The sequence below is a fragment of the Bradyrhizobium sp. CCBAU 51627 genome (assembly GCF_028128765.1).
GTDB lineage: Bacteria > Pseudomonadota > Alphaproteobacteria > Rhizobiales > Xanthobacteraceae > Bradyrhizobium.
The window spans coordinates 84,798-110,939 of sequence record NZ_LBJG01000018.1; the positions used below are offsets into that span (position 1 = coordinate 84,798).

Annotated in this window: 23 protein-coding genes; 13 read left to right on the plus strand and 10 right to left on the minus strand. The window is 65.5% G+C overall.

Annotation, left to right across the window (positions count from 1 at the left end; genetic code table 11):
* Nucleotides 1-47: 47 nt before the first annotated feature.
* Complete coding sequence (locus XH88_RS09535; RefSeq protein WP_333909244.1) at nucleotides 48-689, plus strand: tetratricopeptide repeat protein; 642 nt, start codon at nucleotides 48-50, stop codon at nucleotides 687-689.
* A gap of 1 nt (nucleotide 690) precedes the next feature.
* Here XH88_RS09535 and XH88_RS09540 read toward each other — a convergent pair whose 3' ends face one another.
* Both XH88_RS09540 and XH88_RS09545 read right to left on the minus strand, forming a co-directional pair.
* Nucleotides 691-1,059 (minus strand): hypothetical protein, encoded by a 369-nt coding sequence (locus XH88_RS09540; protein ID WP_271615136.1) that lies wholly within the window; start codon nucleotides 1,057-1,059, stop codon nucleotides 691-693.
* Nucleotides 1,060-1,218: 159 nt separating this feature from the next.
* Complete coding sequence (locus XH88_RS09545) at nucleotides 1,219-2,025, minus strand: hypothetical protein (protein ID WP_271615137.1); 807 nt, start codon at nucleotides 2,023-2,025, stop codon at nucleotides 1,219-1,221.
* Between the two features lie 372 nt (nucleotides 2,026-2,397).
* Here XH88_RS09545 and XH88_RS09550 point away from each other — a divergent pair, with 372 nt between their 5' ends.
* Nucleotides 2,398-2,691: an antibiotic biosynthesis monooxygenase gene (locus tag XH88_RS09550; protein ID WP_027575542.1), complete on the plus strand. Its 294-nt coding sequence runs from the start codon at nucleotides 2,398-2,400 to the stop codon at nucleotides 2,689-2,691.
* Between the two features lie 159 nt (nucleotides 2,692-2,850).
* On the opposite strand, the gene XH88_RS09555 is transcribed toward XH88_RS09550, so the two are convergent.
* Nucleotides 2,851-4,296, minus strand: coding sequence for a helix-turn-helix domain-containing protein (locus XH88_RS09555; protein WP_271615138.1), 1,446 nt, complete (start codon nucleotides 4,294-4,296; stop codon nucleotides 2,851-2,853).
* A 232-nt stretch (nucleotides 4,297-4,528) separates the two neighbouring features.
* On the opposite strand from XH88_RS09555, the gene XH88_RS09560 reads away from it, so the two are divergent.
* The 3 genes from XH88_RS09560 to XH88_RS09570 all read left to right on the plus strand — a co-directional run bounded on the left by XH88_RS09560 (nucleotide 4,529) and on the right by XH88_RS09570 (nucleotide 7,139).
* Entirely contained in the window at nucleotides 4,529-6,163 is a 1,635-nt protein-coding gene (locus XH88_RS09560; RefSeq protein WP_271615139.1) for an isocitrate lyase, read from the plus strand.
* A 23-nt stretch (nucleotides 6,164-6,186) separates the two neighbouring features.
* Nucleotides 6,187-6,396 (plus strand): DUF4170 domain-containing protein, encoded by a 210-nt coding sequence (locus tag XH88_RS09565; RefSeq protein ID WP_008560963.1) that lies wholly within the window; start codon nucleotides 6,187-6,189, stop codon nucleotides 6,394-6,396.
* A gap of 188 nt (nucleotides 6,397-6,584) precedes the next feature.
* A complete protein-coding gene (locus tag XH88_RS09570; protein ID WP_271615140.1) occupies nucleotides 6,585-7,139 on the plus strand; it encodes a hypothetical protein in 555 nt (184 codons plus the stop codon).
* Between the two features lie 97 nt (nucleotides 7,140-7,236).
* Here XH88_RS09570 and XH88_RS09575 read toward each other — a convergent pair whose 3' ends face one another.
* Nucleotides 7,237-8,118, minus strand: a complete 882-nt coding sequence (locus XH88_RS09575; protein WP_271615192.1) for a metallophosphoesterase family protein — start codon at nucleotides 8,116-8,118, stop codon at nucleotides 7,237-7,239.
* A 116-nt stretch (nucleotides 8,119-8,234) separates the two neighbouring features.
* Here XH88_RS09575 and XH88_RS09580 point away from each other — a divergent pair, with 116 nt between their 5' ends.
* From XH88_RS09580 to XH88_RS09615, 8 genes are all read left to right on the plus strand, one after another.
* Nucleotides 8,235-8,726 (plus strand): NUDIX domain-containing protein, encoded by a 492-nt coding sequence (locus XH88_RS09580; RefSeq protein WP_271615141.1) that lies wholly within the window; start codon nucleotides 8,235-8,237, stop codon nucleotides 8,724-8,726.
* Between the two features lie 48 nt (nucleotides 8,727-8,774).
* Nucleotides 8,775-9,926: a hypothetical protein gene (locus XH88_RS09585; protein ID WP_271615142.1), complete on the plus strand. Its 1,152-nt coding sequence runs from the start codon at nucleotides 8,775-8,777 to the stop codon at nucleotides 9,924-9,926.
* Nucleotides 9,923-10,858 carry a glycosyltransferase family 2 protein gene (locus XH88_RS09590; RefSeq protein ID WP_271615143.1) on the plus strand — a complete coding sequence of 312 codons (936 nt, stop codon included), beginning with the start codon at nucleotides 9,923-9,925 and terminating at the stop codon, nucleotides 10,856-10,858. The genes XH88_RS09585 and XH88_RS09590 overlap by 4 nt, the downstream gene beginning before the upstream one ends.
* Nucleotides 10,859-10,973: 115 nt before the next feature.
* Nucleotides 10,974-11,489: a GNAT family N-acetyltransferase gene (locus XH88_RS09595; protein WP_271615144.1), complete on the plus strand. Its 516-nt coding sequence runs from the start codon at nucleotides 10,974-10,976 to the stop codon at nucleotides 11,487-11,489.
* A gap of 125 nt (nucleotides 11,490-11,614) precedes the next feature.
* Nucleotides 11,615-12,385 (plus strand): IclR family transcriptional regulator, encoded by a 771-nt coding sequence (locus XH88_RS09600; RefSeq protein ID WP_271615145.1) that lies wholly within the window; start codon nucleotides 11,615-11,617, stop codon nucleotides 12,383-12,385.
* A gap of 257 nt (nucleotides 12,386-12,642) precedes the next feature.
* Nucleotides 12,643-13,923: an MFS transporter gene (locus tag XH88_RS09605; protein ID WP_271615146.1), complete on the plus strand. Its 1,281-nt coding sequence runs from the start codon at nucleotides 12,643-12,645 to the stop codon at nucleotides 13,921-13,923.
* Between the two features lie 10 nt (nucleotides 13,924-13,933).
* A complete protein-coding gene (locus XH88_RS09610) occupies nucleotides 13,934-15,547 on the plus strand; it encodes an N-acyl-D-amino-acid deacylase family protein (RefSeq protein WP_271615147.1) in 1,614 nt (537 codons plus the stop codon).
* Nucleotides 15,548-15,591: 44 nt separating this feature from the next.
* Nucleotides 15,592-15,975: a RidA family protein gene (locus XH88_RS09615; protein ID WP_271615148.1), complete on the plus strand. Its 384-nt coding sequence runs from the start codon at nucleotides 15,592-15,594 to the stop codon at nucleotides 15,973-15,975.
* 54 nt (nucleotides 15,976-16,029) lie between these two features.
* Here XH88_RS09615 and XH88_RS09620 read toward each other — a convergent pair whose 3' ends face one another.
* The 6 genes from XH88_RS09620 to XH88_RS09645 all read right to left on the minus strand — a co-directional run bounded on the left by XH88_RS09620 (nucleotide 16,030) and on the right by XH88_RS09645 (nucleotide 26,075).
* Nucleotides 16,030-18,285: a TonB-dependent receptor domain-containing protein gene (locus XH88_RS09620; protein WP_271615149.1), complete on the minus strand. Its 2,256-nt coding sequence runs from the start codon at nucleotides 18,283-18,285 to the stop codon at nucleotides 16,030-16,032.
* A 146-nt stretch (nucleotides 18,286-18,431) separates the two neighbouring features.
* Entirely contained in the window at nucleotides 18,432-18,842 is a 411-nt protein-coding gene (locus XH88_RS09625) for a DUF2946 family protein (RefSeq protein WP_271615150.1), read from the minus strand.
* A 235-nt stretch (nucleotides 18,843-19,077) separates the two neighbouring features.
* Nucleotides 19,078-21,141 carry a hypothetical protein gene (locus tag XH88_RS09630; RefSeq protein ID WP_271615151.1) on the minus strand — a complete coding sequence of 688 codons (2,064 nt, stop codon included), beginning with the start codon at nucleotides 21,139-21,141 and terminating at the stop codon, nucleotides 19,078-19,080.
* A gap of 181 nt (nucleotides 21,142-21,322) precedes the next feature.
* On the minus strand, nucleotides 21,323-24,136 hold the full coding sequence (locus tag XH88_RS09635) for a DUF4159 domain-containing protein (protein ID WP_271615152.1): 2,814 nt from the start codon (nucleotides 24,134-24,136) through the stop codon (nucleotides 21,323-21,325).
* Nucleotides 24,133-25,077 (minus strand): DUF58 domain-containing protein, encoded by a 945-nt coding sequence (locus tag XH88_RS09640; RefSeq protein WP_271615153.1) that lies wholly within the window; start codon nucleotides 25,075-25,077, stop codon nucleotides 24,133-24,135. The genes XH88_RS09635 and XH88_RS09640 overlap by 4 nt, the downstream gene beginning before the upstream one ends.
* Nucleotides 25,077-26,075, minus strand: a complete 999-nt coding sequence (locus XH88_RS09645; protein WP_271615154.1) for an AAA family ATPase — start codon at nucleotides 26,073-26,075, stop codon at nucleotides 25,077-25,079. Before XH88_RS09645 ends, XH88_RS09640 begins: the two co-directional genes overlap by 1 nt.
* Between the last annotated feature and the right edge of the window lie 67 nt (nucleotides 26,076-26,142).

Consider the following 26,142-nt stretch of genomic DNA (forward strand, 5'->3'; position numbering starts at 1 on the left):
CTTTCGAAAGGGGATGCGTGGCCGGCCCGTCGCCGGTCGCCGTCGAGATGTCCAGAGCCGCCGTGCCATTGTTGATCGTCCTGGGTGTGGCCATTGGCCTGTCCACGCATACGGTCGTGAATTGTGGTGACGCGGACGAGCCCGACATCTGTTCGGCCGTGATCGGCTTCTCGCCGCTTCGCGGCTCCCTGATCGCCTTCGCCTATGAGGGGCGTGGACGAATCGCGCTGCGCCACGGTGACATCGGCCGAGCGGTCACCGATTTCAACGAGGCCATCCATCTCAATCCCAACCGCGCTTCGCTCTATCGCGACCGCGCGCAGGCATACCGCCAGAACGGGGAGCTGGACCTTGCGATTGCCGATTATGACGAGGCGATTGCGCTCGATCCCAGGCCGGCCATGCCCTATCGCGAGCGCGGCCTCGTGCTCGCCGCCAAGGGCGATCTCGACCGTGCGGTTCTGAGCTACAGCACGGCGGTCCGCCTCGATCCCACGGACGCGCAGAGCCGCCTCGACCGAGGCCTTGCGTTTCTCGCCCGCGGTCAGGCGGACGAGGCTCGCGCCGATTTCGAGGCCGCTCTTGCGCTGCCTCCCGGCAAGGACGGCCGCGCCCGCGACACCGCGCGCGCAAAGCTCGCCGAGCTCGCGCACCCCGAGCCGGCCCAGGTCTGGACACCGCAGCGGTGAGTTAGACGGCCTTCTTGGCTTTCGCCTTCTTCGCCTTCGCAGCCTTCTTCGCCGGCTTGTCCCTGGCCGGCTTTTCCTTCGCCGGCTTCTCCGCCTTCACCTCGACGGATGTGCTGGCCGCCAGCCGCATGGCGCGGGCATAGCTGTCGGCGACGTTGTCGGCGGACATCTGCAGGCGCTTTGCGGCGGCGGTGGCCTGCTCCATGGTGGCCTTGGCCATCATCTTGAAGCGGGTGCCGGTCTCCTTGCCTTTGGCCTTGGCCGCAAGGCCGTTGAAACGATCCCGCCGCTCCTTGGCGCGGGACATCAGGCCCGTATGCAGCTGTCTGGCCAGTTGCCGGATCACGACATCCAGGTCGGCGTCCGCCATGTCTTCTATCCTCTTCGAAACAGTCCAATCGATGCGGCGGGACTATGCAGATCGGCTGCCGGCTTGGCAATTCCTGCCAGGGCGTCATCCGCAGCTTCCGCTCCACAGAACAGAAAAGCCGCGCATCGTGCGCGGCTTTTTGAGGACTTGCTTGCCGCCTTATTTCAGCGAGGCCACCGGTCCGCTCGAGCTTGCCGCCGGATCGGGGTCGAAGCCGAATACGCCGACCAGGTATTTGTAATAGTCCGGCATCTTCTCCTTGAGCGCTTCGCGGGTCTTGGGATCGTGGAATTCGCTCTTGCCGGAGAGGAAGATGCTGCCGGTCACGGCAAAGAACTCCATGGGATTCTTCAGCGCATAGGCTTCCTTGGGCAGCAGATCCTTGGACTTGGCATAGGCGTAATAGCTGATCACGCCTTTGTTGGCGTAGCCGTCCGGCAGCAGCCGCGCGTGATAGGCGTGCAGCATCTCGTGGAGCAGCACGGCCTCTTTCTCGTAACGCATCATGTCCGGCCGGACCATGATCACGCCGAGCCCGGAATCGACCGCGAGGTCGACCGCGTTCGGATTGGTCCAGCGCTGCTTGTCGTGGTCCCACACCGTCAATGTGCGGGGGGTGGTGCGCGGGATGTCCGGCGTGACCCGGCCGTAGCACGCGGTTCCGGCGCCTTCGTCGAGGCAGGCGAGCTCGCTCGCAATGATCGGGACGGTGCGGAAGAAGCGCAGCACGCGCGGAGAGAATCCGGCGCCTTCGACGACGTCGATCTGCTGCTTCAGATTCTCGGTGAGTTTGTCGAGGTCCTTGCGATCGGACGCCTCCGACAGGTCGAACATATAGCCGCGGTAGCTCTGGAAGCCGGGCGGCAGCGTCGCATCGGCGGACGCGACGTCGAACGAGCCGGCGTTGGACGGATTGGCGAACAGCGCGCCGACAATGGTCGCGGTCAGCAGTAACGCAATGCGCATGTAAAACCCCCTGGTGTCACTTCTCGCGGCAGGATAGGCCGCCGTTGTTTGCGAAAAGTGAGTGGGACGAGACTAAGGCAGTGATGTTGAGGCGTGCTTAACCGCTGGTTGCAGATCGCGGCAGCGGGTTAGGGCAGGGTTAACCAAGGTCGACGCCGCGCCCCTCGCTCTTCCGTCACCCTGAGGCGGCCGCCCCTTCAGCGGCGCTCGAAGGGCGACGGCCCGGTGCATCCGAGCCGTTCATCCGTCGAGGCTCCCCATGGGACGCTTTGCGTCCCATGGGGAGCGCCTCAGGATGACGGGGCTGACTCCGAGGTGTAGATTCATCAGCGGGCAACAAGCCCCAATCCAGATAGCCGGAAGGAGGATGCCATGTATGCCGCCATCCGTCAGGCCAAGGCGAAGAGTGGAAGCGCCGAAGAGCTGGCGCGCCGCATCAAGGACGGCGCCGTTCCCATCATCAGCGATGTCGACGGTTTCAGGGCCTATTACGTGGTCTATGCCGGCGACGACACGGTGACTGCGATCTCGATCTTCGACAAGTTCGAGCAGGCCGAGGAGGCGAACAAGCGCGCGATCGCCTGGATCGAAAAGGATCTGGGGCCGCTGCTGGCAGGGCATGCGAGTGCGGCGGCGGGGCCGGTGATCGTGCATACGCTGGCGTAGGGCCTCATTCTCCGCTGTCATCGCCCGGCTTGATGACCGGGCGATCCAGTACGCCGTGACAGCAGCGATAGAGCCGACGGGCCGCGCCTACTGGATGCCCCGCTTTCGCGGAGCATGACAGCGGTGTGTGTGGCGCGTGCGTGCCTTGAGAGCGCCCCCTCACAGCTCCCTCGCATTCGAGAATGCGAAGCTCGACACCCGTCGCGTCGTCTCGTCCAGGATCAGCGTGCGCGTGATCGGCGGCTCGGCGCGCTGGGCGCAGTTTTCGCGCTCGCAGAGTCGGCAATTGACACCGATCGGCGTGCCTTCCGTTTTCTCCAGGTCCATGCCGGCGGCGTAGGTCAGGCGCGCGGCGTGGCGGATTTCGCAGCCGAGGCCGATGGCAAAGCGCGGCTGTGGCAGCGGATGCGGCGCGACGGGACGGCGCACCATCTGCGCGATCGAGAAATAGCGGGTGCCGTCGGGCAGCTCGATCACCTGCTTGAGCAGGCGGTCCGGCGTGTCGAAGGTCGAATGCACGTTCCACAGCGGACAGGTGCCGCCGAATTTCGAGAACGGGAAGGTGCCGGACGAAAATCGCTTCGAGACGTTGCCGGCATTGTCGACGCGCAAGAGAAAGAACGGAATGCCGCGCGCGTTCGGCCGCTGCAAGGTGGTGAGGCGATGGCAGACCTGCTCGAAGCCGGAATTGAACCGCTGCGCCAGCACATGAATATCGTAGTTGAGCGCTTCGGCGGCAGCGAGGAAGGCCGGATAGGGCATCATGACGGCCGCCGCAAAATAGTTGCCGAGCGTGATCCGGAACAGCCGGCGCGGTGCATCGTCGAGCGGGCCGGCGCGGCCGATGATGGTCTCCAGCGCTTGCGCACATTCCCCCAAGCCCAGCTGGAACGCGAGCTGGAAGGCGCGGCCAGGCGGATCGACCAGCTCGGAGATCAGGAGCTGGCGGCGGTGGCGGTCGAAGCGCCGGAGCGTCTCGCGCATCACGTCAACAGGCATGATGCGGGTCTGCACCGAATGCTTCTCGCGCAAACGCGCGGCGAGCGCGGCATAGAGCCCTTCAGCCGGCACGTTCAGCTCGTCGCGCAAGGCTTCTGCGGCCTGCTCCAGCTCCGGAAAATAGTTCCTGTTGGCCTCGATCAGCTCGCGCACGCGCTCGACCGGGTTGGCCTCGTAACGCGTGCCGACGTCGCGGTCGGCCATCTGGGCTGCCGCCAGCGTCTCGCCCTGGCGCGCCTCGGTATAGGCGGCATAGAGCCGTTGCAGTGCGTGAGTAACTCCGGGGCAGAGCTCGGCGAGGTCGCGCAGCTCCTGCTTGGGAACATCGATCTGGCGAAACAAGGGATCGGAGAAGATCTCGTTCAGCTCGGCGAAAAAGCGATCCTCGTCGGCGGTGGCGAGATCGCGCAGATCGAGGTCGTAGGTTTCGGCCAGCCGCAGCAGGATCTGCGCGGTCACCGGGCGCTGGTTCCGTTCGATCAGGTTGACATAGCTCGGCGAGATCCCGAGCCCCTCGGCGATCTGGGTCTGCGACAGTCCCAATTGCTGTCGGATCCTGCGGAAGCGCGGACCGACGAACAGCTTTTTCCCGGATTCGGCGGCCATTTCTTGGATCTCCGTGCGCACATCAAGGACAGTCTTGCTGACCTATACTTCACAATTTTTACAAAATAACATCTGTTACATGTTCTTATGTTACATGACATCACCAATAAAAGACAAGGCATCTGTACGAAGTTCCTGTTTTCGCGTTTACCTCTGACCACGCATTTCGCAATGCAGTGTCAAGAATGTCGATGGCTAGCCATCGCCATCGTCAGCGAAAAGGATCAGGCTCATGAACTATCAGCCACGCGGCATCAGCACCCTCCAGGCCCCGTCTTCGTATCAGGATGAGGTCAAGGCGGCCCAAGCGCTCCTCGAGACCCAGCCGACCTGGAACGGCGTGACGGCCGAAGCCGTCGCACGCATGCGTCTGCAGAACCGGTTCAAGACCGGCCTCGACATTGCGCGCTACACCGCGGCGTTGATGCGCGCCGACATGGCCGCCTATGACAAGGATCCCACCAAGTACACCCAGTCGCTGGGCTGCTGGCACGGCTTCATCGCCCAGCAGAAGCTGATCTCGGTCAAGAAGCATTTCGGCGGCAAGACCGATCGCACTTATCTGTACCTCTCGGGCTGGATGATCGCGGCGCTGCGTTCCGAGTTCGGCCCGCTGCCCGACCAGTCCATGCACGAGAAGACCGCGGTGCCGGCGCTGATCGAGGAGCTCTACACCTTCCTGCGCCAGGCTGACTCCCGCGAGCTCAATGACATCTTCCGTCTTCTCGACAAGGCGCGCAAGGAAGGCGACAAGACCCGCGAGAAGGAGCTGATCGCGAAGATCGACAACTTCCAGACCCACGTCGTGCCTGTGATCGCGGACATCGACGCCGGCTTCGGCAATGCCGAGGCGACCTATCTGCTCGCCAAGAAGATGATCGAAGCGGGCGCCTGCGCGCTCCAGATCGAGAACCAGGTCTCTGACGAGAAGCAGTGCGGTCACCAGGACGGCAAGGTCACCGTGCCGCACGAGGTGTTCATCGCCAAGATCCGCGCGTGCCGCCACGCGTTCCTCGAGCTCGGCGTCGAAGACGGCGTCATCGTCACCCGCACCGACTCCCTCGGCGCCGGCCTGACGCAGCAGATCGCCGTGAGCCACAAGCCGGGCGACATCGGCGACCAGTACAACAGCTTCCTCGATTGCGAGGAAATCACCGCGCAGAACGCCAGGAACGGCGACGTCATCATCAATCGTAACGGCAAGATGCTGCGTCCGAAGCGGCTGCCCTCGAACCTCTACCAGTTCCGTCCGGGCACGGGCGAGGATCGCTGCGTGCTGGACAGCATCACCTCGCTGCAGAACGGCGCGGACCTGCTCTGGATCGAGACCGAGAAGCCGCACATCGAGCAGATCGCCAAGATGGTCGATCGCATCCGCGAGGTCGTGCCGAACGCCAAGCTGGCCTACAACAACTCGCCGTCGTTCAACTGGACCATCAACTTCCGTCAGCAGGTCTACGACGCGTGGAAGGAAGCCGGCAAGGACGTCAGCAAGTACAACCGTGCCGACCTGATGAAGCCGGAATACGACGAGACGCCGCTGGCGCTTGAAGCCGACGAGCGCATCCGGACCTTCCAGGCGGACTCGGCCAAGCGTGCCGGCATCTTCCACCACCTGATCACGCTGCCGACCTATCACACGGCTGCGCTGTCCACCGACAACCTCGCCAAGGAGTATTTCGGCGAGCAGGGCATGCTCGGCTACGTGAAGAACGTTCAGCGCCAGGAGATCCGTCAGGGCATCGCCTGCGCCAAGCACCAGAACATGGCCGGCTCCGATATCGGCGACGACCACAAGGAATACTTCGCTGGCGAAGCTGCCCTGAAGGCGGGCGGCGTCCACAACACGATGAACCAGTTCGGCTAACGCCAGGCAACAGGAGACTGACAATGACCAAAGGCAGCAATTTCTGGGTGATCGGCGGCGAGTTCGGCTCGATGAACTTCCACAAGCTCGTCGAAGGCTCGGCCCAGGTCAAAGGTCCGTTCAAGACCCGCAAGGAAGCCGAGGACTGCTGGCGCGAGGTATCGGAAGAGAGCCGCCACAAGGCCGGCGTCCGCTTCTCGATCGTGGAAGAGCCGTCGCGGGTCTCGGCCTGACAGCTGCCTGACGATTTTAAGAAAACGTCCAAGGACGGAGGGTCCCATCCGGCGCGAGCCGGGTGGGATCGTCTGTTTTTGGCACACATGAATGGCCTGTGGGCACGGTAAGTGTCTGGAACTATAGGCCTTTGCCGGCGCGATGGTTACTGATAGGTTAATGGCGGCAAGTGAGGACGAGGCCGACAATGTCAGAGCCCGAGACCAGCGGTATCCATCCCAGTCAGCCACGCCCGGTGCGGCTGCGCGACGCGCTGTTGCGCGCGCGGATCGAGGCCGCCGACCGGACCGGCGTCGTCGTCGATTTGCGCGACGCCGAGGTGGCGCGGCTCGAGATCCTCAATGACGCGCTCGATCCGCTGTTCGCGCAGGTGCCCGACAAGATCGACCTGTTTGATCGCGGCATCAGCCAGGGCGATACGCCCCGGCTCTGGATCGATGTCGTCGCCCACATCATGATGGGGCGCGACAAGCGGATGTATCGCTTCGTCCAGGACACCCGCTTCGGCCGCATCGTGCTCGCCGAATCGCACGACACGGCTGTCATCGTGGACGCCGTGACCGACTATGTCGCCCGCCGCATGATCGAGCGCGAGCACGCGATGGTGGTGCCGCCCGAGCCGAAGCTGGAGGTCGCAGAACCGCCGCGCCGCTCGCGCCTGTGGCCGTTCGTGTTCGGCTTCATCCTCGGCGCTGCCGCGCTGTTCGGCGTCGCCGTGCTGGCGGCGCTGCGGAGCTGGTGAGGCGTCGTCATTGCGAGGGGCGAAGCGACCAAGCAATCCAGACTGCGTCCGCGAAGGGAATCTGGATTGGTCCGCTGCGTTCGCAATGACGGCGGGACTACACCAGCCGCACCCGCTTGATCTCCCGGACCTGCAAACCATGATCGATGCTTCGCACGATCTGCTCGCAGCGCCAGCCGGCATTATCCTTCTCGATCCTGAACAGGTTGTAGGCCGCCGCCGGATAGCGCCCGTGCGCGAGCGCGGACGCCGACGGCACGCCGATGGCGGGAATGTCGCCATCAGGGCCTTCGAACCACATCGTCGAATGGATGTGGTCGTGCCCGTGCAGGATCAACTCGACGCCGTGGCGCTTGAGCAGCGCCAGCAGGCTTGCCGAATCGATCAGCCGCTTCTGGCGCGCGTCGGACTTCAGAGGATGATGCACCAGCAGCACGCGGAAGACGTCCTCGGCCGCGAGCCGATCGAGCATCTGTTCGAGCCTGGCGAGCTGATGGCGTCCGAGCATGCCCGTCGCCATCAGGGGTGGCGTGGGCACCGCGCTGGAGAGGCTGATCAGCGCGGTCGGCCCGCGGCGGCGCACGCTCGGAAAGCCGACGCTGCCGTCATCGCCCGCAAGATAGGGCGCAAACGTCTCGCCGAAGCGATGAAAGGTAGCGCGGACATAGGCGTCGTGATTGCCGGGAATTGTGGTGACGCGGTCGGGCGGCCCGACCTCGTCGAGCCAGGCGCGCGCCGGTGCGAACTCCGCCTCCATCGCCAGGTTGACGAGATCACCCGTGACCGCGATGTGGTCCGGCGCTTGCGCCTGCATGTCGGCGACCAGCGCGTCGAGCACCTCGCGGCGCTGGTATTTGTGGCGGTTGCGCGTCCAGTTGACGTAGCCAAGCGCGCGCTTGCCGGCGAGCTCGATCAACTGCGGCTTCGGCAGCGGCGGCAGATGCGGGTCGGACAGATGGGCGAGCGTGAAAGGTGCCAGGAAAGATGTCATCGCGCGCGATTGCCTCGCTATTCCCTCGCTGTAATGGCAAGGTCGCGCTCGCTGCGCAAGCGAAGCCTGCAAGGGCCTGAAGCGGCGCGCATCACGAGGGGCTGATGGCGAAGCGCCTGGACGAGATCCGACGGAGATTCGAGCCGCTGCTGCGGCGATTCTTCCACGCCTATTTCCTGCTGGCCCGCGGCATGACGCTCGGCGTCCGTGCGGTGGTGCTCGATGCCGACAACAAGGTGTTCCTGGTCAAGCACAGCTACGTCTCGGGCTGGTATTTGCCGGGCGGCGGCGTCGACTTTGGCGAGACCATGGAGCAGGCGATGCGTCGCGAGCTCAAGGAGGAGGGCGATATCGACCTGACCGGGGAGGCCGTGCTGCATGGCATCTTCCTCAACAGCCACGTCTCCCGCCGCGACCATGTCGCGGTTTACGTCGTCAGGCATTTCCGCCAGGACCGGCTGCCAGAGCCCAACCGCGAGATCATCGCATGCGGCTTCTTCGATGCCACCGCGCTGCCGGAGGAGGCAACACAGGGCACGCGGCTGCGGATCGCGGAAGTGCTCGATGGCAGGCCCGCGATGGCGACGTGGCGCTGAGCGCGCGCTATGCTAGTAACCCGTCCGAATGGGCGCACCGGAAACCTGATGAAAGCCGCAAAACTTGCCTTCGGCCTGATCTGCCTCGCCATCCTCGCCAGCAACATTTTGACCATGTCGCGCTGGAGCGAGGCGCGCGGGGTCTATGACGACATCTGCTATCTCAGGCAGGCGCACCTGTTCCAGCGCTTTGGCCTCGGTGGGCTCGACACCAACGCGATCAGGGACGACGACCGTTATTTCGAAGGCAAGATGAAGGAGATCGGCTTCGCCGAGTGGAAGGATCCGATCCGTTGGCCCTGCCACAATCCGATGCGAGACGGCAAGGTCGTGATGCAATATCCGCCGGGCACCGGCTTTCTGCTCGCCTTGTTTCCGGAAGGCCACCAGGTGGTGCCGCTCTATATTGCCGCGAGCCTGATCGTGTGTGGCCTTGCGCTGTCGGGCATTGCCATGGCGCGGACGCTGCCGTCGCTCACAGGTGCTGGCGTGTTCGGCGCGCTCGCCGTCTATCTCATGATCAATCCGGCCAAGGCGAGCTATTCGGTGGCGCCGACGATGGCGCTGTGCGCGGTTGCCGGCCTGCTCACGGCGCTGTGGCTGACCAGGGACAAGCGCAGCGTCCTGCTGATTGCGCTGATCGGTCTCCTGCTCGGCGCGTCCGTCAATTTCAGGCTGCCGAACGCGCTGCTGGCCGCCGGCTATTTCCTGTTCCTCGGCATTCCCTTCCTGTGGACGCGCTCGCTGGCGACCTTCGTGCAGGGCCTGGCCTTCGGTGCAGGCGTGCTCGTCGGCATGGCGCCAACGCTGGCTGCCCAGGCCATCAACGCCGGCAGCGCGCTGGCAACGACCTATGGCAGCGCCGACGTGGTCGCGCCGGCCTTCGATCTCGCGGTTTTCGGCCAGTATCTGCGCGACATGCAGTTCGTGCTGATCGTGCTGGCAATCGGTGCGACGGTGTGGCTGTTGCGGGCCGGGGAAAGGCATGTGCGTCAGGCCGCGCTCGTCGCTGCCGGCAACCTGGTCGTCAATCTGGGCTTCTTCATGAGCCATCCGATCTTCACGCCTTATTATGTCGTTCCGATCACGATGCTGTCGCTGTGGACGCTGGCGTTCGCGCGGCTGCTGCAACCGGTCGAGGCGCGTGAGGCGGCGCCCGTCCGGCGCGAGTCGACCAACCTCGGAGTGCTGCCGCGATGACATCTGCGCAACCTCGCATCGCCGTGCTGGTGCCCTGCTACAACGAGGAGGCAGCGGTCGCGACCGTCGTCGCCAACTTTCGCAAGGCGCTGCCGGCGGCGGAGATTTACGTCTACGACAACAATTCGCGCGACCGCACTGCCGCCGTCGCGCGCGAAGCCGGTGCGATCGTGCGCAGCGAGCGGCGGCAGGGCAAGGGTCACGTCGTGCGTCGCATGTTCGCCGACATCGAGGCCGACATCTACGTGCTGGTCGACGGCGACGCCACCTACGATGCGCCGAGCGCTCCACGTATGATCGACAAGCTGCTCGATGAACATCTCGACATGGTGGTCGGGCTCCGCATCGACCAGTCGCAGGCCGCCTACCGTCTCGGCCATCGCATGGGCAATCGCATGCTGACCGGTTTCCTGTCCTCGACCTTCGGCCAGGCCTTCAAGGACATCCTGTCCGGCTACCGCGTGTTCTCGCGGCGCTTCGTCAAATCGTTCCCCGTGCTGTCCGATGGCTTCGAGATCGAGACCGAACTCGCGGTCTATGCACTGGAGTTGTCGCTGCCGGTCGCCGAGGTCGAGACGCCCTACTACGCGCGGCCCGAAGGCTCGTTCTCGAAGCTGAACACCTGGCGCGACGGCTTTCGCATTCTGGGGACCATGCTGAAGCTGTACCGCTCGGAGCGGCCGCTGCGCTTCTTCACCGTGATCGGGATCCTGCTGGCGCTGGCCGCGATCATCCTCGCGATCCCGATCGTCGTCACATTCTTCGAGACCGGCCTCGTGCCGCGGCTGCCGACCGCCGTGTTGTCGATGGGCTTGACGATCATGGCGTTGCTGTCGGTGTCGTCGGGGCTCGTGCTCGATACCGTCACGCGAGGGCGACGGGAGATGAAAATGCTGGCCTATCTGTCGCAGCCGGCGCCGAAAAGGAACTGAAGGCGGACGCAAGGCCCATGGACCTCCCGATGCGCAGATGCTACTTCGAGTCTGCGATTGACGCGTTTTCTCAACGCGAACCGGAATCCACTTCGCTCGAAAACGCTTTGATGACATGAACGATCTCTCAATCACCATTCGTCCCGAAATCCCCAGCGACGCTCAGGCGATCGAGCGCCTGCACGAGCGCACTTTCGGCCCCGGCCGTTTCGTGCTCAGCGCCTATCGCATCCGCGAGCATGTCGATCACCTGCTCGACGTCTCGTTCACCGCCCGCATCGGCACGCTGCTGGTCGGCTCGGTCAGGCAGTTGCCTGTCACGATCGGGGAGACGGCGGCGCTGCTGCTCGGGCCGCTCACCGTCGAGCCGCCGTTCCGCAGCCGCGGCATCGGCCGCATGTTGATGGAGCGTGCCCTGAAGGACGCAAGGGACAAAGGCCACCGCCTCGTGCTGCTGGTCGGCGACGAACCCTATTACAGCCGCGTGGGGTTCAAGCTCGTGCCCAAAGGTCGGGTCACCATGCCGGGCCCGGTCGATGCCGCGCGCGTGCTGGTGTTTGAGCTCGTCGACGGCGCCTTTGAGGGCGTCTCGGGCGCAGTCGCTCCGGACTGGAGCAAGGCGCGGGGATAGCGCACCAACGACCGGTCGAGGCTGACATGAAGGGCTCCTGAATATGGAAAGCCCGAGACGCTATACCGTCGGCGCGGTTTATGCCAAAACCGATAACCGCGAAGCTGACGAAGGGCATGTGAAGTTTGGCCGCATCCAGGAAGGGCGCCTCGCCCGCGGAACGCCAGAACGGGATTGATCGGACCATCGATCTCCTGGAAGCACTGCTGCATTTGCGCGCGCCCTCCAAGCTCAGCGACCTCGCCAAGCAGATGGGCGCGCCGCGATCGACGGTCTACGCCATCGCGAGCCGCCTGATCGAGGCGGACCTCTTGGAGAGCGTCGGTGAGGGCGGTCAGGTTTATTTCGGCAAGGCGGTGCATCTCTACGGGCAGGCCTATGCGGAGGCCAATCCCCTGCATCGCCGGTGCCGCGAGGCGCTCGATCGCCTCGCGACCCAGCACAGCGCCACCGCGCAACTCTGCGCGCTGCGCGGCCGCAAATACGTGGTGGTCGATACGCGCGACGGCTCGGGTCTGTTCCGGATCACGACGGATGTCGGCGTCGAGGTGCCGCTGCCGTGGACGGCATCCGGCAGGTTGCTGCTGGACCATATGAGCCCAGCCGACATTCGTGCGTTCGTTCCGAAAGAGGATTTTCGTCTGCCGGACGGCCGCCTGCTCGATGTCGATGATTTCATCAAGGACGTCGCGCGCGCCAGACGCGACGGCAGATGCGTGACCACGGCGCTGTCCGATCGGTTCACGTCGTGTCTTGCCGCGCCCATTCGCGACAAGAGGGGCGTCGCGGTCGCGACGCTTTGTTTCGTCATTCCCGCGGACTCGCTGAAGGAGCGCAGGACCGCGCTGCTCGACGATTTGGTCGCCACCGCCACCGAACTCTCGGATCGTCCCTGAGTTGACCTGAGCCGACCGGCAGGGTCGCGACCGATGCACCGGCGTCGGGCGCCGTCGCCGCGCGGTCAGGCCTTGACATGGCGCCGCCCTGATATCTAACCTGACGCTATAAGATAATATTGTCCACTATAAGAGACAATGTAATGCAGGCGTCGCGAAGGTTCTGCGCTCCCATGCCGGAGCGCGAGACGCGCCTGCGTCCACGCGAGGATTCAAAAATGGCAAGTGCAGGCCAACAGGTACCCGGGCGGCGCTGGATGATCGGTTGTCTCCTCGGCGTCGGAATTCTCATCAACTACATCGATCGGGTCGGGCTCTCCGCCGCGACGCCCGAACTCACCAAGGAGCTCGGTCTCACCGCCACCGACATCGGGCTGCTCGGCAGCGCGTTCTTCTGGACCTATTCGCTGCTGCAAGTTCCGGGCGGCATGGTGCTCGACCGTTTCGGGGTCACCACGGTCGGCCGTGCCTCGAGCTTCCTTTGGGCGGTCGCCGCCACCATCACCGCGCTCGCCAGCGGACTCTGGGGCATCGCTGCCGCGCGCCTGCTGCTCGGCGTCGCCGAAGCGCCGGCCTTTCCGGCCAGCCAGAAGGCGACCGGCCACTGGTTTCCGCTCGACGAGCGCGCGCGCTCGACCGCGATCTTCGATTCCGCTGCCAAATTCTCCAACGTGATCGGCGTGCCGCTGGTCGCCTATGTGATCTTTCTCTACGGCTGGCGCTGGGGCTTTGGCGTCACCGCACTTTTGAGCTTCCTCTATTTCGTCGCCTACTATGTCATCTACCGGAATCCGAGCGAGGACCCGAAACTCTCGAAGACGGAGCATGAGTACATCATCGCCGGCGGCGGCGCGCCGGAAGGTCAGGCCGCGGCGGGTCAGAGCCGCATGCTCGGCCATCTCCTGCGCAACCGCAAGGTCTGGGGCCTGACCATCGGCTTCTCCGCCTATGGCTACACCTTCTATCTCTTCCTCACATGGCTGCCCGGCTATCTCGCCCAGACCATGCATATGAACCTGATGTCGGCCGCGGGCTATTCGACGATTCCCTGGATCTTCGCGACCTTGTCCGACCTGTTGATCGGCGGCTTCCTGGTCGATCATCTGATCGCGCGTGGCTACGACTCGACGCGGGTGCGCCAGTCGGTGATCATCGTCGGCATGCTGATGGGGCTCGCCGTCATCGGCGCCGCCTTCACCGTGAAGCCGGGCTGGGCGCTGCTGTGGCTGTCGATCGCGATCTCGGGGCTGTCGGCCGCCGCGCCCGTCGGGTCCTCGATCGTGTCGCTGATCGCGCCGAAGGGTGGGGCGGGAACGGTTGGCGGTATCCTGAATTTCACCAACAACATGATGGGCGTGCTTGCGCCGATCGTGACGGGCATCGTCGTCGACTGGACCCAATCCTTTGCCGGGGCCTTCATGATATCGGGCGTCGTGCTGCTGATCGGCATCTTCTTCTATGTCGTGGTGCTCGGCCGGATCGAGACGATTCCGGACTTCGAGGAGGCGTCGCCAGCAGGCGCCGTGCCTGCGACTTAAGGAGAGGGGCATGCCCCAGAATTCCGACAGCAAGGACACGCTCATCCGCAACGCGCGCCTGATCGACGGCACCGGCGCGCCGTGGTTCGAGGCCGATTTGCGCATCAGCGGCAGCCATATCGCGGCGATCGGCGCCGCCTTGCCGCCGGAGGACGCCGACATCATCGACGCGCGCGGCTGCTATCTCGCGCCCGGCTTCATCGACGCCCATTGCCATGACGACTTGATCTGCCTGCGCGAGCCGGACAGGCCCGAAAAGGTTCTGCAGGGCGTGACCACGCTCGTGGTCGGCAATTGCTGCTTCTCGCTCTATCCGGCCACCGCGGGCTCCGCGGAGTTGCTGCGCCTGCATTTCTCCGGTCTTGCCGGCGAGACACAAGCAAGCGAAGTCTTCGACAGCTTCGACGGCTATCGGCACGCGCTGGAAGGGCCAGGCGTGGCCCTCAACCTCGTCTCCCTGGTCGGCCATGCCGCGATCAGGCTTGCCGTGCTCGGCTACGAGCGCCGCGCGGCGAGCAGCGAGGAGATCGCGGCGATGCAGGCGCTGCTCGCCCGGCAGCTCGCGCAAGGCGCGGCCGGCCTGTCGCTCGGTCTCGTCTATCCGCCGAGTGCCTTCGCCGACACCAACGAACTGAACGCGCTGGCTGCGACCGTGCGGGCGCACGGGAAGCTGCTCACCGCGCATATCCGCAGCTACGAAGCGGGCCTGTTGCAATCCATCGACGAATTCATCGCGATCCTGCGGGTATCAGGCGCGGCGGGGCTGCTGTCGCATCTGCAATCGGCAGGTAAGCCGAACTGGGGCGCTATCCCCAAGGCGCTCGAGCGGCTGGAGGCGGCGCGCGCTGAGGGCATCGACATCTCCTTCGACATGTATCCGTATCCCGCCGGCAGTTCCTACATGCTGCAATTGCTGCCGCCGGCCGCGCTCGAAGGCGGCATCGAGGCGTTGCGCGAACGGCTGCGCGATCCGGCGAGGCGCGAGGCGCTGCGCGTGCTGGTGGAGGAGGGCGATCCCGATCCGCATTCCGCGCAGTCCAAGATCGTGCTGATCGGCTGGCACAATGTGCAGATCTCAGGCACCGGCAATCCCGCACTGAAGCCGCTCGAGGGCAAGTCGATGGTCGATGCCGCGCGCGAGCTCGGCATCTCGCCGTTCGATCTGATGGTTCGCTGCATCGAGGAGGACCAGGGGCAGACCGGCATCATCATGTTCCAACTCGATGAGGCGGATCTGCGCGCTGCCTTCACCCATCGCCTGCACATGGTCGGCTCCGACGGCATTCCGCGCCCGGGCACCAAGCCGCATCCGCGCGCCTATGGCAGTTTCCCGCGCGTCGCCGGACGGCTGACGCGCGAGCAGGGCTGGCTGACGCTGGAAGACGCCGTGCGGCGGATGACCGCGATGCCCGCGCAGCGCTTCGGCCTGTCCGACCGCGGCATCCTGCGGCCGGGCATGATCGCCGATCTCACGCTGTTCGACGACACCATCATGGACAAGGCGACGTTCGAGACGCCGACGGAAATGCCCGCAGGCATTCGTTCGGTGTTCGTCGCCGGCGAGGCCGTGGTCGCAGACGGACGCAGCACCTTCGCGCGGCCGGGGCGGGCCTTGATCACCTGATGACGGCATCGCGGGTCTCATCATCACACACAGGACAAATACCAATGACGCTGAAACGATACGGCGCGGCCGGTGGGACCGGCGCGGGCGGCCAGCATCTTCCGTTTGCCCGCGCCGTGGAGGCCGATGGCTGGCTCTACGTCTCCGGCCAGACGCCGATGGAGAACGGCGAAGTAATCGAGGGCGGCATCATCCCGCAATCGCACAAGGCCATCCGCAACATGCTCGCGATCCTCACCGAGGCTGGCTATGAGCCCAAGAATGTCGTGCGCTGCGGCGTCTGGCTCGACGACCCCAGGGACTTTCAAAGCTTCAACAAGGTCTTCGCCGAATATTTCGGCGCCAATCCCCCGGCGCGGGCCTGCGTGGTGTCGAGCATGGTGGTGGATTGCAAGGTGGAAATCGACTGCGTCGCTTACCGCAAGTGAGCCGCCTCCTGCTGTGTCGGGGCCCGCAGGCCCCGACACACGCAAGCCGCGCAGCTAAAACCGCTGCGAGACGCCGACATAGAATCCGCGGCGCGGTCCGTATTGCGGGGCGAACACGCCGATGCCGGAGCCGTCGCGGATCTGGTAGATCGTGTCGAACACATTGACCACGTCGAATCGCAGCGTCGTCGGCTTGTTCGGCGCCACGATGTTGAAATCGTGCGACAGGCCGAGATTCACCTGCGTGTAGCCAGGCAGATGATCGGTGTTGGCAAAACCCGAGCGCAGGCCGCTACCATAGATCATCGACACGCTGTAGCGCGTGCCCCCCCAGAGATAGGAGGCGCCGGCCGACCCTGACAGCATCTGCGCGTGGTCGGTGTAGATGTAATGCCCCGCGATATAGGCGAGCTCGTCCGCACCGAACAGGTACTGGTTCGAGATCACGTCGGTCGCGATCTGCTTGGCCCAGGCGAGGTTGGCATAGGCGCTGAAATTGCCGTTGCGATAGGTCGATTTCAGCTCGACGCCGACATTCTCGCCGCGATCGTAGTTGAAGCCGCTCAGCACATAGGCTGCGCCGAACTGGCCGTCGTCGAGCAGGTCGCGCGCCTTCTTGTAGTAGGCGTCGGCGCCGACCTCGAGACCGGGGATCGCATGGATCTTCTGCGTCACGCCGACGTCGAACACGTGCGAGCGTTCGGGAAGCACCGGGCTGCTCTGTCCGACTGCAGGCGTCTGCGTGTTAACAGGCGCGCCGGGCGGCGTCACCAGCGCGAGATTGACGGGGGCTGCGATCACCTGCGAGGGCGGGGTGAAGTTGCGCGCATAGCCGGCGTGGAACGTGGTGCCGTCGAACGGCTTCCAGGTCAGGCTGACACGCGGGCTGAGCTGGTTCGCATCGACATATTGATACATCTGGTCGAAGCGCAGGCCGGCGTTCAGGGTGAGATTGTTGGTGATCTTCCATTCGTCCTGGACATAGGTCCCGGCCAGCCAGCCGGTCTTGGCATTGGAGTCGAATACAGAGAACGGCGCGTCGATCGTACCCCCTGCCGGGTCCAGCGGCAGCACCGTCGTCCCGCTGTTGACCAGCGTTCGCTCCGCGCTCACCGACAGGCCGAAGCGCAGCGTGTGCGCATAGCCGATCCGCCAGGCGGTGTCCTGCTGGATGCCGTTGACCACGCTCTGGCGATAGACGTCCGAGGACACGCCGTTGAACACGAGGTCGCCGATCGGATCAGGATAGAAATGCAGCAGGCTGGTGCGGTTGAAGTAGGAGGTCTGCGTGTCGAACTCGCCGTTCGAGGTCTGGTAGGAGACGACGTTGAACTGGTTGAACTCGTTCTGGTGCTCGTTGAGCCTGGAGGAATCGAAATTCGAGACGCCGAAGGCCGTGAAGGCGGGCGTCTGGCCGGGATTGTTCGGGATCTGGAACGTCGCATTCGAGACGCCGCTCATGAAGGTGAGACGGCTAGTCGGATCGATCATCGTCGAGAGATAGAGAAAGCCCTTCTCCTGGTTGGTGCGATCGTGAATCGCATTGACCGAAGGCGTCGGGTTCTCGATGCCGAGATTGTTCTGGAGAAAGCGGCCCGACAGGAAATACTGCGTCTGCCCTGCAGTGCCGCCATATTCCACATTGGTCGAGATGGTGCCGTTGCTGCCGCCATAGACGCCGACCACGCCGGAATTGTTGAAGGCGTCGGCCTTGGTGGAGATGTCGAGCACGCCGGCCGTGCGCAGGCCGTATTGCGCCGGCAATGCGCCGGTGAGCAGGCTGAGGCTGCCCACGATCCCGGTGTCGAGGATCTGCCCGAACGCACCGACGCCGTCGGGCAGCATGACGCCGTTGATGCGATATTGCAGATTGGCGTGCTCGTTGCGGACATGCAGGTCGCCGCTCGCCGCCGAATCCTGGGTGACGCCGGGGAATTGCAGCAGCACCTTGTCCAGCGAGGCATTGCTCCCCTGAGGCAGCGCCTCGATGGCCTGGCGCGTGAGCGTGTGAGCCGTAGCCCCGCCGGGCGGCAGAATGCTCTGGCGCGCCGTGTCGAACCGCTCGCCCTGGCCCTCGACGGCGGCGGGCGCCTCGGTCTGCGGCCGCGCCTGCGGCGTGGCCCGGCGCCTGTCGACCGCGACACGAACCTTGGGACGGCGCGGCGCTTGCGTCTGCTTGGGTGCTTCGACTTCGACGCTAGGCAGCGTCGTGACGGGGGCCGTGGTCTGCGCCATGGCGCTGCCGCCGGATTGAAACAGTGTGAGTACGGCGAGGCTCGCGCTCGCCAATATTGCCTTTGAAGACACCATTGTCCTGATTTCCGATCGCGCACCGCTGCGCTCGTTCAGAGCACTCGCATGCGGCGCGCGCCGTCGACACGCGACGGGTCATGTTCGATAGCCTTGCGGTGTCGGCTTGGACGACCGACGCCGAAGGCAAGCTCAATCGATGGAAATCAGGAGGCGGGAGGCGCGCGTGGCTGGAACGCGTGGTTTGCCGATTCCAGATGGATGAATTCGGCGTCGGTGGTGCGGTAGAGCAGCTCGACCGCCTGCGGCAAGTGCAGCAGAGGCGGCGTCGCGAACACGACCGTGCCGGCCATCGCGACCAATGCGCAGATCGCGCAATTGTCGTCGCCCGGCTGTTCGCGGTCGGGGGTTGTCGGTGACTGCTTCTGGACCGCCGCACTATCGGGCGACGCGATCGACTTGGCAGTCCCGTTGGCGCCGTCGGCCAGTTGGGACTGCGCGAGCGGCGCGGCCTGTGCGAACCAGTGGCTGTGGCCGAACGTCAGCGCGAACTGCACCAGCATCGCGAACAACGCGAGCCGGGCGCCGTGCCTGATTTTCGACCGAAACCACTTCATCTGTAAAACGACACCCCGCATTGCGAGACGCCAACCGGGCGCCGCGATGTTATATTGTAACATCGCGCGAGAGGCTCGTGGATGTCAACCGCGGGCGGAGCGGTGCGCGCAGGCGGCCGGGCTGATGTGTCGTTCCGGCAACGCGATCAGGTTCGATGCAGCACCGAGGGAGGTGCGCTCCCGCTCCCGCTTTCAAGCGCGAGAGGCCGAGCAAGACTCATCCTCTCGTCGCGCCTCATCGCCCCTCTCGCACCCAGGTCGCGGCAAACGCGCCGAGCAGCAGCAACAGCCCGACCAGGCCGGCGAAGATCGGCAGCACGCCGACGCCCTTCACGACGCTGGCGTCGCGCATCCGCACGCCCATCCAGCCGTCGCCGGCAAAGACGCTGGTCGAGCGCACCGGCACGATGCGCGGCAGCTCGACGCTGGAGCCATCCGCGATCCGCACGGAATTGCCGCCGGTCGCCTGCGTCAGCGGCCTCAAGGTCTCGGTGGTGGAGGTGACTTCCGAAAACTCCTTCGGATTGGTCGGGCCGACATTGATCAGCGCCTTCAGCGTGCCATCGGTCGCCTGCCACAGGCCGAGTTCATTGGCCGGCAGGCTGGCGCGCCACTCGCCGGGATCGCCGGGGCTGAGCGTGAGATCGTGCGAGACGCCGGAGGGCGAAGTCACGCTCACCGGCTGCACGCTGTCGCCCATGGTCTGGCGCACCACCACGAGGTCCTTGCCCTGCACCTGCATCCGCAGCGCTTCCTCGTCGAGGTCCGGCTGCTTCATCAGCCAGTGCGACATCCGCCTGAGCAGATCGAGATGCGGACCACCGCCCTCATAGCCACGCGCCCACAGCCAGATGTGGTCGGACAGCAGCAGCGCGACGCGGCCCTCGCCGAAGCGCGACAGGAACAACAGCGGCTTGCCGTCCGCGCCCGTCATGACGGGCGGGTTGACCGAATTGCGGGTGTCTACGGTGCGGAAGAAGCGGCTCCAATGCGGTGGCTCGAACGCCGCGCCCTCCAGCCCGCGTGTCACGGGATGGCGTTTGCCGATGTCGGAGAGATGCGCATAAAAGGGCTTCTCGGTCACGCCGACCGGCTCGGCCGGCAGCACCGTGTCGAGCGGCGTGCGCCAGATGCTGGTGTTCGAGGCGTAGTCGGGACCAGCCGACACCAGCACGGCGCCGCCCGAGCGCACATAGCGCGCGATATTGTCGAAATAGGCGGTCGGCAGCACGCCCTGACGCGCGTAGCGGTCGAAGATGATCAGCTGGAATTCATTGATGTGCTGCTGGAACAGCTCACGGGTCGGAAACGCGATCAGTGAGAGCTCGTTGATCGGCGTGCCGTCCTGCTTCTCAGGCGGCCTCAGAATCGTAAAATGCACGAGATCGACGCTGGCGTCCGATTTGAGCAGGTTGCGCCAGGTGCGCTCGCCGGAATGCGGCTCGCCCGACACCAGCAGCACGCGGAGCTTGTCGCGCACGCCGTCGATGGCGACCACGGCGCGGTTGTTCACCGGGGTCAATTCTCTTTCGAGCGGCGAGGCCTCGATCTCGACGATGTTCGGCCCGGCATGCTTGATCTCGACCTCGACACTTGCGCTCTGGCCGCTCGAGAGCGTGCGCTCGTTGATGACCTCGCCGTCGCGGCGGACCGTGATCTTGGCGCGCTCGCCGGTGACGCCCTGATCGTCGAGCTTGTAGCTGATGGTCTGGGTCTGGCCGACGATGCCGAAGCGCGGCGCCGCGGTGATGGCGATGCGGCGATCGCGCTCGTCCTTCTGGCCGGTGATCAGGGCCTGCACCGGGGCCTGGAAGCCGAGCGCGGCGGCGTTGGCCGGAATATCGTGCACACGGCCGTCGGTGATCAGGAACGCACCGGCGACGCGGTCGACCGGCACGTCCGACAGCGCCGAGGCCAGCGCGCCGAACAGCTTCGTGCCGTCGGTCTCGCCGTCGGCCTGTCCGGCCTCGATGACGCGCACCTCCAGCCCCTTGATCTTCTTCAAAGTATCGACCAGCGCCTCCTTCGCCTTCGCGGCTTCCTGGTTGCGCTTGCCGAAATTCTGGCTCGGGCTCTTGTCGACGACGACGGCGGCGACCGAGGTGAGGGGATCGCGGTCCTCACGTGTGAAGGAGGGATTGGCGAGCGCCAGCAGGAACAGCGCCAGCGCAGCGACGCGCACGGCCGCGCCGCGCGCCCGCGCCACCAACAGCACGATCGCGATGATCACGATCGCAGCGAGCGCAATCCACAGGACAATCGCCGGGACAAGCGGCGTGAACGCGATGCCGTAGTTCATGGCGTCACTCTCTCGGCGTCGTCATGCCCGGCGATAGCAGTCTGCTTTACGCAGACTGCGTAAACGTGTCTGCGCTGCCGGGCATCCACGTTCTCCATGCCGCGAGGCAGGGCGTGGATGGCCGGGATAAACCCGGCCATGACGGCTTCATTTGGGTGGGCATCCAAATTCAAAACCCGCATCATTGCCCCAGCCGTTCGATCAGGGCCGGTGCGTGCACCTGGTCGGCCTTGTAGTTGCCGGTGAGCGTATACATCACGATGTTGACGCCGGCGCGGTAGGCGAATTCGCGCTGGCGCGGCTCGCCCGGCGTGAGCGGCAGCATCGGCTGGCCGTCCGGACGGAGCGCCCAGGCACCCGCAAGGTCGTTGGAAGTGATGATGATTGGCGAGACGCCGTCGCCGCCGCGCGCGGGACGCTGTGCGCTCTCGTCGTCGTCCTCGCGCGGCAGCGCTTCGACCCAGGTCTGGCCCGAATTGAACCGGCCGGGGAAGTCGCGCAGCAGATAGAAGGTCTTGGTCAGCACATGCTCGCGCGGCACCGGCTCGAGCTCGGGCACGTCGAGCGAGGACAGGATATCGCGCAGGGTCTGCATGCCTGGCGTCTGCGAGGCCCCATCGTCGCCGGGCGGCGCCTCGATCGCGTCGCGGGTGTCGAAGATCACGGTGCCGCCCTGCTTCATATAGGCGTCGATCTTGTTGATGGCGTCCTGCGGCGGTTTCGGCTGGCCCGGCACGATCGGCCAGTAGATCAGCGGGAAGAAGGCGAGCTCGTCACGGGAGGGATCGACGCCGACGGGATCGCCGGCCTCGAGCGCGGTGCGCTGCGCCAGGAACAGCGTCAGGCCGGACATGCCGGCCTTGACGATGGAATCGACATCGGCATTGCCCGTGATGACGTAGGCGAGGCGGGTCTGCGAGGTCGACTTCATCGCGAACTCGTCGGCAGCGCTGTCGGCTCGCGCCGGCGTCGGCGAGAGAGCCGCGACGCCTGCGAGGGCGAGCCCGAGCAGGATCATCGCGGCTGCGGCGCGGCGGCGCAGCAGCGCCGCGAGGCCACCGCCGAGCAGCGCGACGATGACGGCATCGACCAGGAACAGCGCGAGCGAGGTCGACAACAGCCAGCCGCGCAAGTCGCGCGGCTCGGCATTGGTGTAGGTGGCGTGCCGGGCGCGCAGGCTCGAGGTGTTGAGGGCTGCGATGCGGTCGGCGTTGGCGAGCGTGTTCACGGCAAGCGGTCCTTCTGCCGGACCGTAGAAGCCGGGCGGATGGTCCGGCGTGGCGCGGTCGCGATAATCAGCCGTCAGCGGCTTGGCGGTGGCGGGCGGTGGCGCGAAGGCGCCGAAGCCGTCGAGCATGTGCAGCGGTGCCAGCGTCTCCGTGCTGGCTTCAGCGGCAACGCCGGCGCCGGGCTTGGCGGTGTAGCCGGACATCTCGACGACACGCCTCAGCATTTCCACGAAGGTGCCGGACATCGGCAAATCCGACCAGCGCATGTCGGCGCTGACATGGAACAGGCTGACGATGCCCTTGCCGCGATGCTCGCCGGTGACGAGCGGCGTGCCGTCTTCGAGCGAAGCCCAGCTCTTGGTGGCGAGCACTGCATCGGGCTCGGCCAGGACCTGCCGGCTCACGGTAACGTCCTTGGGAACGGCGACGCCGGCAAACGGACCGTCAGCGGCGAAGCTGGCGAGATGCTGCGGCTTCTCCCAGGTCAGGCTGCCGCCGAGCGTGCGGCCGCCCTTGCGCAGCTTGACCGGCACGAGATCGTCTTCGGCCTGCGCCAGCCGGGGGCCCGCGAACCGCACCAGCACGCCGCCCTGGTCGATCCAGGCGTTGAGGCGCTCGCGCAGTTCGGGCGCGACGGTGCCGACGTCGGCGAGGATGATCATCGGCAGTTTCTGGTCCAAGAATTGGGTGATGCCCTGCTGCGGCGAGCCCTTGTCGGCGAGCCGCACGTCGGCGAACGGCGCCAGCGCGCGCGTGAGGTAGAAGGTCGGCGCCAGCAGCGGCTGCGCGGTCTCGCTGGTCGAGCCCGAGACGATGCCGATGGCGCGGCGGCGCCAGCGCTTGTCGAGCAGTTGCACCGCGCCGGCTGAACGCTCGCCTGAAATCTCGAGCCTGGAGATGTCGTTGCGCAGCTCGACCGGCAGGTCGAACGCCGCCTCGGTTTCCTTGTCCTGCGGTCCGAAGGTGAAACGTGCCTCGCCAATCGGTGAGGCCTTCTGGTCGAGCGCCCGCACGGTGCCGGTGGCAATGCCGCTGTCGGTGCGCAGCACCTTCACCGTCATCTTCGCAGCCGCGTTCTCCGCCGCGACCAGCGCCAGCGGGGAGGAGGTGCCGCCTTCGAACACCGTCAAGCTGCGATCCCCTAAGGTCTTGCCGAGCCCAGCCACGAACTCTTCGCCGCGGCCGGTGTCGACGCCGTCAGACAGCCAGGCGATCTCGCAATCGCCGGTTGCTTTCAGGAAACGATCGATCGCGGCGAGGGTTTCAACGCGCTCGATCGAATAGGGTTTTGGCACGATCTGCCGCAGCGCAACGCGCGCCGCACCGGCCGGCATCAGCGTGATGTCGCGGTTCGGCTCGGATAGCGGCACCAGCGCGATGCCGCGGCGGTCGTTCTCGGCGTTCGCGATCAGCTCGTCGGCGGCCCGGATCCGGGTGTCCCAGTTCGAGGCCGCGCTCCAGCCGTCGTCGAACATGATCATCAACGGCGCCTTGCTGGCGGCAAGGCCCGTTTGCGGATTCCAGATCGGGCCGGCGGCGGCGAATATCACCAGCGCCGCGGCGAGCAGACGCAATGCGGTCAGCCACCAGGGCGTCCGCGACGGAGTCTCTTCCCTTGGCGCGATCTCGAACAGCAGGCGCGTCGGCGGAAACTCGACGCGGCGCGGCCGCGGCGGCATGACGCGGAGCAGCCACCATAGTACCGGAAGGCTGACAAGGCCGATCAGCAGCAGCGGTTCGGTGAAAGCGAGCGGCAATCCCATCATGCGGCCGGCCCCGCCTTGATCGAGGTGGTGCGGGCGCCCGACTTGCTCACCTGCATGCCGGCATGGAGGAACAGCAAGAGCTCGGCGGCGGAACGGTCGGTCGCATGCGTCGTGAACAGCCAGTCGAGCTTGTTGGTCTCGGCGCGGATCTGGTCGCGGTGCAGCGCAAGCCGCGCGGTGTAATCCTGCGCCCAGCTTTCGGCGCGGCCGGCGGTGATCACGCCAAAGCCTTCCGGCTCGACGAATTCGACGCGGCCCGAATAAGGAAAGCTCTCTTCGGCGGGATCGACGACCTGCACCAGCGTGCCATGCGCGCCGGAGCCGGACAGGCCTGCGAGCGTCGCTCTGATCTCCGCGATCGGCGACCAGAAATCGGACAGCACGATGATCTCGGCCAGCGCCGCCGGCACGAAGGACGGCGGCAGGTTCAGCCTGATGGCATCATCATGCAGCATCGCCTGCGCCATCTTGTCGATCACGCTGCGGCTCGCGGTCGGCGCCATCAATCCGGGAATGCCGACGCGCTCGCCGCCCGCCACCAGCAGCTCGGCCAGCGCAAAGGCGACGATCAGTGTGCGCTCCAGCTTCGACTCGCGCGCGGTCTTCGAGGCGAAGGCCATCGACGGCGAGCGGTCGGGCCAGATCCAGACCGTGTGCGAGGCCTCCCATTCGAGCTCGCGAACATAGAGATGGTCGTCGCGCGCCGATCTCCGCCAGTCGACATTCTGCGACGGCTCGCCCGAGACGAAGCGGCGGTATTGCCAGAAATTCTCGCCGGAACCGGCGCGGCGACGGCCGTGCAATCCGTGGATGACGTTGGCGGCGATACGGCGGGCCTCGAGCACCAGGCGCGGCAAGGAAGCTGCGAGCGTGCGGCTTTCGCCATCGGCACGTCGGATCGCGATGATCTCCTTCGCCGTGTGCCCGTTCTCTGCTGCCATCAACCGATCCGAGTCTTCAACTGCCTGATCACGTCAGGAATCGTCCGGCCTTCGGCGCGCGCCTGGAACGTCAGGGCCATGCGGTGCTTCAGCACCGGCTCGGCAAGATCGAGCACGTCGTCGACCGAGGGCGCCAGACGTCCGTCGATCAGCGCGCGTGCGCGCACCGCAAGCATCAAGGATTGGCTGGCGCGCGGGCCGGGGCCCCAGGCGATGAACTTGCCGGCCTCGCCGCTTTCGGCACCCGGACGGGCCGAGCGCACCAGCGACAAAATCGCTTCAACCACGGAATCGCCGACCGGCAGGCGGCGCACCAGCCGCTGTGCCGTGATCAGCGCATCAGATGTCATCGAGCCCTTCGCCAGCGTCTCCTCGGCGCCCGTTGTCTCGAACAGGATGCGGCGCTCGGCATCGCGATCGGGATAATCGACGTCGATCTCCATCAGGAAACGGTCGAGTTGCGCTTCGGGCAGCGGATAGGTGCCTTCCTGCTCCAGCGGGTTTTGCGTCGCCAGCACGTGGAACGGTTTGGGTAGATCGTGCCGCGCGCCGGCGACCGTGATGTGCTGCTCCTGCATCGCCTGCAGCAGCGCCGATTGCGTGCGCGGTGAGGCGCGGTTGATCTCGTCGGCCATCAACAGCTGCGCAAAGACGGGGCCTGCGATGAAGCGGAACGAGCGCTTGCCCGCGGTGCTCTCGTCAAGCACTTCGGCGCCGAGAATGTCCGACGGCATCAGATCGGGCGTGAACTGGATGCGCTTGGCATCGAGCCCGAGCGTGACGCCGAGCGTCTCGACCAGCTTGGTCTTGGCGAGACCGGGCACGCCGATCAGGAGCGCGTGGCCGCCGGAGAGGATGGTGACGAGCGTGTTCTCGATCACGCGATCCTGGCCGAAGATCACTGATGCGATCGCGTCCTTCGCCGCGCGCACTTGGGCCGACACCTGCTCGGCCGAACGAACGATGCCGTCTTCGAGCTTCTCGACACTTTCCGCCATACGCTCGCTCCTTCAGCCTGCCACGCGGCTTTCCTGCGTCGTCAAATGATCGCATCAACTTGCATCA